Annotated in this window: 10 protein-coding genes; 2 read left to right on the top strand and 8 right to left on the bottom strand. The window is 70.7% G+C overall.

The window, feature by feature from the left end; translation table 11 throughout:
• Window positions 1-156 precede the first annotated feature (156 nt).
• The 5 genes from ACWENQ_RS39150 to ACWENQ_RS39130 form a co-directional block, all read right to left on the bottom strand.
• Complete coding sequence (locus ACWENQ_RS39150) at window positions 157-669, bottom strand: NADPH-dependent FMN reductase (RefSeq protein ID WP_452418768.1); 513 nt, start codon at window positions 667-669, stop codon at window positions 157-159.
• 80 nt (window positions 670-749) lie between these two features.
• A complete protein-coding gene (locus ACWENQ_RS39145; RefSeq protein ID WP_449928401.1) occupies window positions 750-1,808 on the bottom strand; it encodes an MBL fold metallo-hydrolase in 1,059 nt (352 codons plus the stop codon).
• Window positions 1,809-2,321: 513 nt separating this feature from the next.
• Entirely contained in the window at window positions 2,322-3,548 is a 1,227-nt protein-coding gene (locus tag ACWENQ_RS39140) for an MFS transporter (protein WP_449928399.1), read from the bottom strand.
• A gap of 179 nt (window positions 3,549-3,727) precedes the next feature.
• The gene (locus tag ACWENQ_RS39135) at window positions 3,728-4,282 is read right to left on the bottom strand and encodes a winged helix-turn-helix domain-containing protein (protein ID WP_452418766.1); all 555 of its coding nucleotides are present in this window, start codon (window positions 4,280-4,282) and stop codon (window positions 3,728-3,730) included.
• A 40-nt stretch (window positions 4,283-4,322) separates the two neighbouring features.
• Complete coding sequence (locus tag ACWENQ_RS39130) at window positions 4,323-4,718, bottom strand: hypothetical protein (RefSeq protein ID WP_452418765.1); 396 nt, start codon at window positions 4,716-4,718, stop codon at window positions 4,323-4,325.
• A gap of 25 nt (window positions 4,719-4,743) precedes the next feature.
• On the opposite strand from ACWENQ_RS39130, the gene ACWENQ_RS39125 reads away from it, so the two are divergent.
• Entirely contained in the window at window positions 4,744-5,388 is a 645-nt protein-coding gene (locus ACWENQ_RS39125) for a B3/B4 domain-containing protein (RefSeq protein ID WP_354921579.1), read from the top strand.
• A gap of 201 nt (window positions 5,389-5,589) precedes the next feature.
• The gene (locus ACWENQ_RS39120; RefSeq protein ID WP_449928392.1) at window positions 5,590-9,231 is read left to right on the top strand and encodes a multifunctional oxoglutarate decarboxylase/oxoglutarate dehydrogenase thiamine pyrophosphate-binding subunit/dihydrolipoyllysine-residue succinyltransferase subunit; all 3,642 of its coding nucleotides are present in this window, start codon (window positions 5,590-5,592) and stop codon (window positions 9,229-9,231) included.
• Between the two features lie 98 nt (window positions 9,232-9,329).
• Here the strand turns inward: ACWENQ_RS39120 and ACWENQ_RS39115 are convergent, their stop codons facing one another.
• From ACWENQ_RS39115 to ACWENQ_RS39105, 3 genes are read right to left on the bottom strand one after another with little or no spacing between them, the layout of a single operon-like run.
• Complete coding sequence (locus ACWENQ_RS39115; RefSeq protein WP_452418763.1) at window positions 9,330-10,133, bottom strand: hypothetical protein; 804 nt, start codon at window positions 10,131-10,133, stop codon at window positions 9,330-9,332.
• 54 nt (window positions 10,134-10,187) lie between these two features.
• Window positions 10,188-11,327, bottom strand: a complete 1,140-nt coding sequence (locus ACWENQ_RS39110) for a CU044_5270 family protein (protein WP_452418761.1) — start codon at window positions 11,325-11,327, stop codon at window positions 10,188-10,190.
• The gene (locus tag ACWENQ_RS39105) at window positions 11,320-11,910 is read right to left on the bottom strand and encodes an RNA polymerase sigma factor (protein ID WP_354921591.1); all 591 of its coding nucleotides are present in this window, start codon (window positions 11,908-11,910) and stop codon (window positions 11,320-11,322) included. The genes ACWENQ_RS39110 and ACWENQ_RS39105 overlap by 8 nt, the downstream gene beginning before the upstream one ends.
• Window positions 11,911-11,973 lie beyond the last annotated feature (63 nt).

The raw sequence follows: 11,973 nt of genomic DNA, 5'->3' as shown, positions 1-11,973 counted from the left end.
TGCCAGGGGTGGCGCCCGGCCCCGCCTGCCGTACAGGGAGCACAGGAAGCAGCCTGCCGTACAGGGAGCACAGGGAGCAGCTGCCGTACAGGGAGCACAGAGAGCACAAGGAGTACAGGAAGGACAGCAGGTACGGGAGGCGGGAAGGACCGCGGGTCAGCCGGGGACGCCCTCGCGGAGGAGGATCTGCGGCGCCACCAGGTCGGCCCACGCGGCGAGCGCCTCGTCGCCCGGCAGCTCCGATTCCAGCAGCGCCAGCCCTGGCGTGGGCACGGCCGCGCCGAGCTCCACCAGCAGCGGCCGGAAGTGCGCTTCGACGGCCAGGGCGTGCCGCGGGTCGCCCATGACCAGCACCGGCAGCGCCGTCTTGCCGGACAGCGCCCGGTGCGGCAGCCGGTCGAGGAAGGCCTTGAGCAGTCCGGTGTACGTGGCCTTGTAGGTGGGACTGGCCAGCACGACCACCGACGCGCCGCGGACCAGGTCGAGCGCCACCTCCAGACCGGCGTGCGCGCCGGGGTGGAGCAGGTGGGGGGCCAGGGCCGACAGGTCGATGACGTCCCTTTCCCCTTCGTGGCCGAGCCGGGCGGCGATGGCGGCGGTGGCCGCCACCGCGGCGCTGTGGGTGCGGGATCCCGCTCGGGGGTTGCCGACGACGGTGACGATGCTCATCGCTCTCCTCTGGCCGCTGCTCAGCCGTCGCGACCGACGCTACGCATCCCGCCGGATCTAGTCAACTTTTCCTACAGGATTTACATGGAATGCCACATGTCCGGCTCGCCCTGGACACACCTGACCCGCCCCTTGTTCTCCAACCACACCAGGTGCGCGAGCGTCTCGTTGGTGGCCGCCCTGCGCATGAACGGCTGGATCGACTCCCACGGCCGCGACCAGGTCAGCCGGGTGGCGATGTCCCAGCAGGTGATGCCGTCATGGGCGGCCACCACGCCCTCGATCTCCGCCAGCCGCTCCTCATGGTGGCCGATCACGTGGTCCACCCGCTCGGCCAGTTCCATGAAGCGGTACTCGTGGGCGGGCAGCACCTCCTCCACATCCAGCTTGCGCACGGCGAGCAGCGCGTCGAGGTAGTCGGCCAGCGGGTCGGGACCCGACTGCGGGTGCACGGCGACGATCGGGGTGATCTTCGCGAGCACGTGGTCGCCCGAGAACAGCACCCTGCGCTCGCCGGAGACGAAGCACAGGTGTCCGGGCGAGTGCCCCGGCGTCCAGACCGCGCGCAGGTCCCAGCCGGGCAGGTCGAGCCGGTCACCGTCCTCGACGAGCCGGTCCGGCGGCGCCATCGTCACCATGTGCCTGATCATCATCGACGCGCCCGCCAGCTCCCCCAGCGTCCGCTCCGGCACGCCCGACCTGACCAGCAGCGCCCTCTCCCGTTCCACCAGCGACTCCACGTACTCGTCGTCGTAGCGGTCGCTCAGCAGCCGGGCGTCGGCGGGGTGGAGCGCGATCCACGCGCCCGACGCCTCACGGATGCGGCCGGCCAGGCCGTAGTGGTCGGGGTGGATGTGGGTGACGAGCACGGCCTTGACGTCAGTGATCGCGTAGCCGGCGACGGCCAGGCCCGCGGCCAGCGCCTCGTAGGCCTCGTCGGTGTTCCAGCCCGCGTCGATGATCGCGACGCCGCCGGGTAGCTCGAGGGCGTAGACCAGGACGTAGCGCAACGGGTTGACCGGGATGGGCACCGGGATCGACCACAGGCCCGGCCGTACCTTCTCGACCGAGGGAAGCGTTCCGTCCAACCAGGCGGCCCGCTGAGCCTCGTTCGCCGCCGTCACCACAAACTTCGCCATCTCGCCATTGTTCCAGAACCATGTTCGGTTCCGCCGCCCCACCTGCCTTCTCGCCGGGCACCCCAGGACGCACCCGCCCGCCCGACCCGACGGACGAGCACCCCTGCCGCGCGGGCCCGGTTCGTACGGCCCGACGAGCGCCCGTGCCGCGCGGGCCCGGGTTCGCACGGCGGGGCGCACGCCACGCCCGAGCGAAGGCCGAGACGGTTCGCACGACCCGACGAGCGCCCGTGCCGCGGGGGAACGGTTCGCACGGCGAGGCGCACGCACGCCCGAGTGAACGCCGGAACGGTTCACACCGCGAGGCGGACGCCACGCCCGGGCGAACGACGAGACGGCTCGCACGGCCCGACGAGCACCCGTACCGCGCGGGCCCCGATTCGCACGGCCTGGTCCCGTGCAGGGACGGTTCACACGGCCCGACGAGCGCCCCTCGCACGGGGGGAACGGTTCGCACGGCGAGGCGCACGCCACGCCCGGGTGGGCGCGGGGACGGAGGTCAGGGAAGGGGCGTCACGCGGCCGGTTGCTCCTCCGGGGCGGCCGGACGGACGGCGGGGAGCCTGACGAACAGCAGGGCGGAGGCCAGTACCAAAGCCGCGGCCAGCCACCACGCGGCGGCCGTGCCGAGGGCGAGCGCGAGCGCGGCCAGGCCCAGGTTGGCCAGGCCCGCGCCCGCCTGCAGCGACATGGCGGTCACGGAGGTCATCGTGGCGCGCTCGGCGGAGGTGACGCGCAGGTGGGTCAGTTCGGTGCGCAGCAGGGCGTTGATCGACAGCCCGGTGAACATCCCCGCGTAGGCGAGCCCCGCGGTCACCAGGCCGGCCGCGCCGTCCAGCCGCGCGGTGGCGGCGAGCGCGGCCAGCGACAGCGCGGTCACCACGATGCCCGCCACCGCGCCGCGCACCGAGCCGCCGAGCAGCGCCGCGATCCTGGGGGCCAGCGCGCTGCCGAGGGCGCTGCCCGCGAAGCCGATCGCGGCGACGAAGGCGTAGGCGGTGGCGCCGGTCTCCGCCTCGCCGGTGAGGGCGGCCAGCCGTACAGGGGTGAGCAGTTCGACGGCGACCAGCGCGACGCCGAAGATCACCGCGATCGGCATCAGCCGCCGCAGCACGGCGTCGAAGGCGGCCATGCGCAGCCCCGCGGCCACGGTGGCGGGCACGGCGCGCAGCACCTCGCCGAGCGTGCCGCGCGGGTGGGGCGGCTCGGGCAGCGCGAAGAGCACGACCACCAGCAGCACGACGGCGGCGACCGCGCCCATTCCCGGGGGTACGGCCAGCCCGCCGGGCACGGCCAGGGGCACGATCCCGCCGACGAGCGTGCCGCCGCACAGCGCCACCGCCTGCATCGCGTATCCGCTGGACAGCCCCGGCTTGAGATCGGCGGCGGGGCCCTCGGCGGCGTGCAGGGTGTCGACGTACCAGGCTTCGGCGGGCCCGCTGGAGAGCGCCCTCGCCGCGCCGTTGAGAACCGCGGCGGCCGCGAAGAGCACGAAGGAGTCGGCCACGACCATGAGTGACAGTCCCGCCGCCGTGAAGGCGGCCGACACCGACAGGACGACCCTGCGGCCCGCGACGTCGGCCAGGCCGCCCGTGGGCAGCTCGAGCGCGATGCTCACCGCCGAGTAGACGGCCATGGCCGCGCCGACCTCGGCGATGGTGAGGCCCCGCTCGGTCATGAGCAGCACCATCGGGGCCATCATCAGGCCGGGCGGCAGCCAGGTGAGGAGGCTGACCAGCATGTAGCGGCGGCGCGCCGAAAGCGCTGTCAGCGGTGTCCCTGGGGTCCCAATTGTCCCTTTGATCTCAAGGGTTTCCAAGCCCTCAGGGGTCTCAAAGCTCTCAGAGGTCCCGAAACTCTCAGACGTCGCCAAGCCCTCAGAGATCCCCGAGCTCTCAGGGGTTCCAGAGGGCCCCAGGGTCATCGCGTCCTCCGGGGGAAGGCCGTGGTGCCGAGGTAGACCTGTTCGGCGCCGGGCGCCGCGCCGTATCTGGCCTCCAGCTCGCGCTGCAGGTCGGCGACGCGCTCGAAGTACTCCTTGACGCCTTCGGGGGTGAGTCTGGCCAGCCGGTCGCCCATGCCCGCGGCCTCGACCCACTCCACCGGCCATTCGCCCTCCTGGAACTCCTCCATCGAGCGGGCGATCGCCTCGATCTGCCGCAGGTGCATGATCGCGACGGCCTCCTTGCCCTCGGGGGTGGCCGAGAGCTCGGCGGTGTTCCACGCGGTGAAGCGGTGCCGGGCCCGCCAGCGCCGCTCCCTGGCGTCGTCGGACGGGTCCTCCTCGATGAAGCCGTACTTGGCCAGCTCGCGCAGGTGATAGCTGGTCGAGCCGGAGCTCTCGCCCACCGTGCGCGCCAGCGAGCTGGCGGTGGCGGGCCCCTCGGCGCGAAGCAGGCCCAGCAGCCTGACCCTGAGCGAGTGGGCGACGACCTTGAGCGTGCGCGGGTCGCTGATGTGGAAGGCGTCCTCCATGCCACCAGCGTAAATCGCAAAGGGTTTTTTGCAAAGACTATTAGGCGATCGAGACGAGCACCGCGCCGAGCAGGAAGAGGATGAAGGCCAGCGGCACGAGCAGCACCCCGAGCAGCGCCAGCTGGTAGGCCAGGCCGTTCCACGGCTGGGGTGCGGGCCCGAGCGCCCCCGGCGAGAAGGACCACGCCGGCGCCCGGTACTCCACGGGCAGCGACTGGCCCGCCGCCACCCACACCTGCAGGTCGGCGGCGCCCGCCTGGGGCGGCAGGATGCCGGGCACGTGCACATGCAGGTGATGGGAGCCGGGCACCACGGGGATCACGTTGCGTCCCCATCGGACCGGTACCGGATAGCCGTTCAGCGTCACCACGGGCCGGAACAGCGCCAGGCCGAAGACGGCCCAGTGATACTTGAGATCAAGGACGAGATGGTTCATGCGAGTGTCCTTCTAAGCTGGGAAGATGATTGACGACGTTCGCGTTGACCCCGAGATCTTCGAGCTGCGGCCCGACTTCGCCGTGCTGGTGATGACCGCGTACGGCCTGCGCAACGGCCCCACGGACGACCGCTCGCGCGCCTGGCTCGAGGAGGCATCCTCGCACGCCGTCCAGCAGGACAAGATCGACCCGTGGCGGGCGGCCTACCGGGCGTTCGGCGCCAAGCCGCAGCGGACCAGACCCTCGGTCGACGCGCTGACCCGCCGCCTGCCGTTGCCCGAGATCAACCTGGTCGTCGACGCCTACAACGCCGTCAGCGTCAAGCACGTGCTGCCGATCGGCGGCGAGGACCTCGGCCACTACCAGGGCGCGGCGCACCTGCTGCGGGCCAGGGGCGACGAGCCGTCGGAGGAGGCGCTGGGCACGCCGGAGCCGGGCGAGGTCGTCTGGCGCGACGACTCCGGTGTCACGTGCAGGCGCTGGAACTGGCGGCAGGTGGCGCGCACCAGGATCACCGAGGAGACCACCGACGCGCTCTTCCTCCTGGAGCGGCTCGAACCGCTGTCGCTGGAGGAGCTGAAGGAGGCCGGGGAGGAGCTGGCCGACCTGCTGAACCGGATCACATCGGACATTAGGGTCGAAAGCCGACTCATTGTTAGCAGGAGGTAAAACCTGCACCAGATGGTCGATACCGAATGGTAACAATGGCTGCACCCCCAGGAATGACTAGGGAGGCGTGACCACTTCGAACTCTCCTGAGAGGATCAGGCGGAGTGGTGTGGCCTCAAGGGCGCACTATGCCGGTCCGGGCGAGTAGCCTTGGACAGGTTCTCTATCAATGCCGATCTGCGGAAGAGGGCGATTTCCGCCGTGTCGTCTGAGTCGTCGCGGACAAACCCGCTGGCAAGCTTCGGTCAGAACGAATGGCTTGTCGACGAGCTGTACCAGAAGTATCTCCAGGACCCCGAGTCTGTTGACCAGGCTTGGTGGAACTTCTTCGCTGACTACAACCCTGACTATGGACCGGGCAGAACCCCGGCCAGGGAGGCGGCGAACGGCACAGCGACCGCGCCCGCCCCCGCCGCACCGAAGGCCGCCGTGACTACCACCGCTACTGAGAAGCCCAAGGTCTCCACCCCCGTGCCCGCCGGCGCCGAAGAGGTCAAGCTCCGCGGCGCGGCGGCCCGCACGGCCGCGAACATGGACGCCTCGCTGGTCGTGCCGACGGCCACCAGCGTCAGGGCCATTCCCGCCAAGCTGCTCATCGACAACCGCATCGTGATCAACAATCACCTCGCGCGCGGTCGTGGCGGCAAGGTCTCCTTCACGCACCTGATCGGCTATGCCATCGTCAAGGCGCTGAAGACCATGCCGGAGATGAACCACTCCTACGCCGAGGTCGACGGCAAGCCGACGCTGGTCAAGCCCGAGCACGTCGGCTTCGGCCTGGCGATCGACGTGCAGAAGAGCAACGGCGAGCGCCAGCTCCTCGTGCCGTCCATCAAGGCCGCGGAGGGCATGGACTTCCGCCAGTTCTGGATGGCCTACGAGGAGGTCGTCCGCAAGGCGCGCGCCGGCAAGCTCGGCGTCGACGACTTCACCGGCACGACGATCTCGCTGACCAACCCGGGCACGATCGGCACCGTCCACTCCGTGCCGCGCCTCATGCCGGGCCAGGGCACGATCATCGGTGTCGGCGCGATGGAGTACCCGGCCGAGTACCAGGGCGCCTCGCCCGACACGCTGTCGCGCCTGGCCGTCTCCAAGGTGATGACCCTCACCAGCACCTACGACCACCGGATCATCCAGGGCGCCCAGTCCGGCGACTTCCTGCGCACGATCCACCGGTTGCTGCTGGGCGAGGGCGGCTTCTACGACGAGATCTTCGAGGCGCTCAGGATCCCGTACGAGCCGGTCCGCTGGACGCAGGACGTGTCGGCCTCCCACGAGGACGACGTGGCCAAGTCCGCCCGCGTGATCGAGCTCATCCACGCCTACCGGGTCCGCGGCCACCTCATGGCCGAGACCGACCCGCTGGAGTACAAGCAGCGCAAGCACCCCGACCTCGACATCCAGTCCCACGGGCTGACCCTGTGGGACCTGGAGCGCGAGTTCGCCACCGGCGGTTTCGGCGGCCGCCCGCTGATGAAGCTGCGCGAGATCCTGGGCGTCCTGCGCGACTCCTACTGCCGCACGGTCGGCATCGAGTACATGCACATCCAGAACCCCGAGGAGCGGGCCTGGATCCAGGCGCGGGTGGAAAAGCCCCACGCCAAGCCCGACCGCGAGGAGCAGCTGCACGTTCTCGCGCGCCTCAACACGGCGGAGGCGTTCGAGACCTTCCTGCAGACCAAGTTCGTCGGCCAGAAGCGCTTCTCCCTCGAGGGCGGCGAGTCGCTGATCCCGCTGCTCGACTCGGTCATCAGCGAGGCCGCGGGCGAGGGTCTCGACGAGGTCGTCATCGGCATGGCCCACCGTGGCCGCCTCAACGTGCTGGCCAACATCGTGGGCAAGTCCTACGGCCAGATCTTCGGCGAGTTCGAGGGCAACATCGACCCGCGCACCGCCCACGGCTCCGGTGACGTGAAGTACCACCTCGGCGCCACCGGCACCTTCACCGCGCCGGGCGGCAAGACCATCGTCTCCTCCGTGGTCGCCAACCCCTCCCACCTGGAGGCGGTCGACCCGGTCCTCGAGGGCGTCGTGCGCGCCAAGCAGGACCTGCTGGAGCGCGGCGAGGAGGGCTTCTCCGTCCTGCCGGTGCTCGTCCACGGCGACGCGGCCTTCGCCGGCCAGGGCGTGGTGGCCGAGACGCTCAACCTGTCGCAGCTGCGCGGCTACCGCACCGGCGGCACCGTCCACATCGTGGTCAACAACCAGGTCGGCTTCACCACCTCGCCCGCCTCGTCGCGCAGCAGCGTCTACGCGACCGACGTGGCGCGGATGATCCAGGCGCCGATCTTCCACGTCAACGGCGACGACCCCGAGGCGGTCGTCCGCGTCGGCAGGCTGGCCTTCGAGTACCGCCAGGCCTTCCGCAAGGACGTCGTCATCGACATGATCTGCTACCGCCGCCGCGGCCACAACGAGGGCGACAACCCCGCCTACACCCAGCCGCTGATGTACGACATCATCGACGCCAAGCGCTCGACCAGGAAGCTCTACACCGAGGCGCTGATCGGCCGCGGCGACATCACGGTCGAGGAGGCCGAGTCGGCGCTGCGCGACTACCAGGCGAAGCTGGAGCAGGCCTTCACCGAGGTCCGCGAGGCGGCCAAGCACCCCGCCGACGCCGGCGAGCTGCACGTGCCCGCCACCGAGGTGGTCAAGTGGTCCCACGCCGACACGCAGACGGCGATCTCCGACGAGACGCTCAAGCGCGTGGTCGACACCCAGCTCAACCTGCCCGAGGGCTTCACCCCGCACCCGCGCCTGGCGCCGATCATCCAGCGCCGCGGCCAGATGGTGGAGCAGGACAGCATCGACTGGGCCATGGGCGAGACCATCGCCTTCGGCTCGCTGCTGATCGACGGCCGCCCGGTGCGCCTGGTCGGCCAGGACTCCCGCCGCGGCACGTTCGTCCAGCGCCATGCCGTGCTGGTCGACCGCCACACCGGTGAGGACCACACGCCGCTGAAGACCTTCAACCACGACACGACCAAGTTCTACGTCTACGACTCGCTGCTGAGCGAGTACGCGGCGCTGGGCTTCGAGTACGGCTACAGCGTGGTCAGGCCCGACGCGCTGGTGGCGTGGGAGGCGCAGTTCGGCGACTTCGTCAACGGCGCCCAGACGATCATCGACGAGTTCATCTCGTCCGGTGAGCAGAAGTGGGGCCAGAAGTCCAGCGTCGTCCTGCTGCTGCCGCACGGCTACGAAGGTCAGGGTCCCGACCACTCCTCGGCCCGCATCGAGCGCTTCCTGCAGGTCTGCGCGCTCGACAACATGACCGTCGTCCAGCCGACCACGCCCGCCAACTACTTCCACCTGCTGCGCTGGCAGGTGCTGGCGGGCAGGCACAAGCCGCTGGTCGTCTTCACGCCGAAGTCGCTGCTGCGGCACAAGAAGGCCACCTCGGCCGCCGCCGAGTTCACCTCCGGCACCTTCCAGCCGGTCATCGGCGACACCACGGTCGACGCGGGCAAGGTCACCAGGGTCGTGCTGTGCTCCGGCAAGGTCTACTACGACCTCGCCGCGGCCCGCGAGAAGTCGGCCGCCGCCGACACGACGGCGATCGTCCGCATCGAGCGGCTCTACCCGTTCCCTGAGGACGAGCTCAACGCCGAGCTCGCCCGCTACAGCCCCAACGTGGAGCTGATCTGGGCGCAGGACGAGCCGGTCAACATGGGGCCGTGGCCGTACCTGACGCTGAAGCTGGCGGAGAACCCCGACCTGTTCGGTGGTCGCCGCCTGCGCAGGATCTCCCGTACGCCCAACAGCTCCCCCGCGACCGGCTCGCACGCCGCGCACGACAGGGAGCTGGAGGAGATCCAGCACGCGGTGTTCGGCTGACAGACAGCTGGCAGAACGCGCGAACGCCCCGGCCTGTGACCGACAGGCCGGGGCGTTCGGCTTTCCGGGGTGCTGCTCCTCCTCCTTCCGGCGTGCTCTTACCAGGCGAACGGCACGCCGTAGTCGGCGTAGACCTGCTGCTGGAGCTTCCACGCCTTGGGCGCGTAGGCGGCGTAGAAGTCCTTGCCGCAGCCCAGGTCCTGGAGCGCGGCCTTGATCTCCTTGTCCAGGTACGGCCTGGCCTGCGCGGGCGTCATCGCCGGGCGCACGCTCGTGGCCTCGGCCGGCGCGCTGACCCCCTGCCCGCGCGCGACCTTGGTGCGCTCGTCCAGGAAGAAGCGGCGGCCTCGCTCGGCCAGCCGCGTGGGCTTGGCGGGGTCGACCTTGAGGCAGGTGGCGAAGGACTTGCCCAGCTTGACCAGGTCGGCGGCGCCGTCCAGCTCGGTTCCGGCCAGCGTGTCGTAGGCGCTGTCGAGCTGCTCGTAGTAGTCGTCGAGCGAGCGGACGTCCTTGCCGAGCACGGTCTTGGCCGACGCGGAGAAGCACGTGTCCAGGGCCGCCTGGTAGGCCTTGTGCTGCTTCTCGGGCAGCGACATGAAGACCGCGTTGTTCGGGTGGTCCTTGTCCTCGTCGCGCTCGGGGTGGACCAGCTCGGACCAGACGCCGAAGCCCTCCGTGGCCCGCTCGGCCCGCATGGCGGCGTAGTCCCCGTTGAGCGCCTTGCGGTCGGCGGCGCTCCTGGTGGCCTTCTCGATGTCGAGGGGCCGGTATTCCAGGCCCGCCGCCTTCATGCACGACACCTGGGCCTGTTCCAGCTTGACCGCCTTGGTGTGGGCGGCGTCGTACTCGGGCGAGGGCGTGACGGCCACGGCGGCCGCCAGCAGAGCGGTAAGTACCAGCATGGTGTTGTTGTCCTTCCAGTGGGGATCTTGAGACTCAGGAGGGGACCTTGAGGCTCAGCAGGGGATCTTGAGTCGGGAAGCGTGGAGTGCCGGCTCGGGCATGGTGTCGGCCGCTTCGACGCCGAGCAGCGCGGTGCCGGTGACGGTGCCCTTCGGAATGACGAAGGTGTGGCCGCCCGGGGTCTCCGTCCTGTCCTTGGTGACGACGTGGCGGGTACCGAGGTAGCGGTAGGTGTCCTTGTCGAAGACCAGCTCGGAGCGCAGGCTGTCGTTCTCGGCCATGCCGACGGCCATGCCGGGCCTGCCCGCGGCGTCGGTCGCCTCGGCGTCGAGGCTGATGCCGTCCAGGCCGGAGGCCACCTCGAACAGCGGCGCGGCCAGGGCCGGGCGAGCGGCCGACATCCGCACCAGCCGGCTGATCGTCGTCCACAGGCGCAGGTTCACGGGTCCTGCCTCCTGTGCGGCGGCCTTCTCGATCCTGGCGCGCAGCGCGGCCACGTCGGTGGGCCAGTCGCCGAGCCGCAGGTACGACAGCTCGTCACCGGGGGTCTTGTCGCAGGACGACTCGTAGACGCTGTCCTCGACGCCACGCCGCCACGGCAGGGAGGGGAGGCGGCTGCCCGGCAGCGGGGTGGCGGCCGTCCGTTCCTCTCTGACGAGCCAGGGCCTGCCCGCCGTCGCGGGCTCCCATCTGTCCTCGGCGACCGTGAGGGCCAGGTGGTCGGCGCCGGAGCCGTCCTTGCGGCCGACCGTCAGGGTCTGCGCGGCCACGGACCTGACGTGGAGGTACTGGCCCGGCCGCAGCGTCACCTCCTTCTGTTCCGCGGCGGCGTCGGCCGCCCTTTCGAGCACGTCCTGCGCACTCGCGGGCGGCAGCGCGCCGGGGACCAGGTGGACGGCCACGCCGATCACGGCCGTGGCGCCCGCCACGGCCACCGCCCTGACCAGCAGACCTGACCGCCCGGCCCTGACCGGCAGACCTGACCGCCCGGCCTTGACCTGCAGGACCGACCGCCCGGCCTTGACCGGCAGGACCGACCGCCAGGCCGTCATGACGGGGAGCCGGCGCGGCCCCCGCGCGTGCCGGTCCGCGGTGTAGGCGCGCGCCAGGAGCGTGCGGGAACCGGCGAGGTCCTCCGCCGATCCTTCGGGCACGGTGGCCCAGAGGCGACGCAGTTCGTCCATCTCATCCATGGAGACCGTCCTTCGGTGTGGTGGTGGTGTCGTCCAGTGCCTGGCGAACCTTTTTCCTGGCCCTGTTGAGCCGCGAGCGGACCGTCCCGACCGGGATGTCCAGGGCGCGTGCGACCTCGTCGTAGCTCAGCCCCACCCACGCGATCAGCAGCAGCACGTCGCGATCGCGCCGCTTGAGCCCGGCCAGCGCGGCGACGAGCGGGCGGTTCACCGTCAGCGTGGTCACGCTGTCCTCGACGAGCCCTCCGGTGATCTCGGCCGGGTCCACGCCGCTGCGGACGTAGGCGCGGTAGCGGGACATCTCGTCCCTGCGCCGCTTGCTGATCACGTTGGAGGCGATGCCGTACAGCCAGGGCCTGGCGTCGGCGTATGCCACGTCGTAGCGGTGGCGGCTCTGGAAGGCCGCCAGGAACGTCTCGGAGACGACGTCCTCGGCGGCGTCAGGGCCGAGCCGCCGCGCCGCGTACCTGTGCAGGTGCGGGGCATGACGGTCGAAGACGGCGGCGAACATCTCGGGTTCGTGCAACGACCGCCGGATCAGCTCGGCGTCGGCGACCTCCACGGTCGCGGCGGGCTGCGGCATGCGGTGCCTTTCGGTACGAATGATCGAATGCCCGTATTTACCGGGCCGCGCGCGAAAGGTTCA

Source organism: Nonomuraea sp. NPDC004354 (assembly GCF_053602555.1).
Note: the sequence above shows the minus strand (reverse complement) of the source record. Positions and strands in the feature narration are given on the sequence as shown.

What these genes read in the sequence shown, in the direction of transcription:
- ACWENQ_RS39150 (WP_452418768.1), bottom strand. Translation starts at nt 669, where the DNA reads ATGAGCATCGTCACCGTCGTCGGCAACCCCCGAGCGGGATCCCGCACC.
- ACWENQ_RS39145 (WP_449928401.1), bottom strand. Translation starts at nt 1,808, where the DNA reads ATGGCGAAGTTTGTGGTGACGGCGGCGAACGAGGCTCAGCGGGCCGCC.
- ACWENQ_RS39140 (WP_449928399.1), bottom strand. Translation starts at nt 3,548, where the DNA reads ATGCTGGTCAGCCTCCTCACCTGGCTGCCGCCCGGCCTGATGATGGCC.
- ACWENQ_RS39135 (WP_452418766.1), bottom strand. Translation starts at nt 4,282, where the DNA reads ATGGAGGACGCCTTCCACATCAGCGACCCGCGCACGCTCAAGGTCGTC.
- ACWENQ_RS39130 (WP_452418765.1), bottom strand. Translation starts at nt 4,718, where the DNA reads ATGAACCATCTCGTCCTTGATCTCAAGTATCACTGGGCCGTCTTCGGC.
- ACWENQ_RS39125 (WP_354921579.1), top strand. Translation starts at nt 4,744, where the DNA reads ATGATTGACGACGTTCGCGTTGACCCCGAGATCTTCGAGCTGCGGCCC.
- ACWENQ_RS39115 (WP_452418763.1), bottom strand. Translation starts at nt 10,133, where the DNA reads ATGCTGGTACTTACCGCTCTGCTGGCGGCCGCCGTGGCCGTCACGCCC.
- ACWENQ_RS39110 (WP_452418761.1), bottom strand. Translation starts at nt 11,327, where the DNA reads ATGGATGAGATGGACGAACTGCGTCGCCTCTGGGCCACCGTGCCCGAA.
- ACWENQ_RS39105 (WP_354921591.1), bottom strand. Translation starts at nt 11,910, where the DNA reads ATGCCGCAGCCCGCCGCGACCGTGGAGGTCGCCGACGCCGAGCTGATC.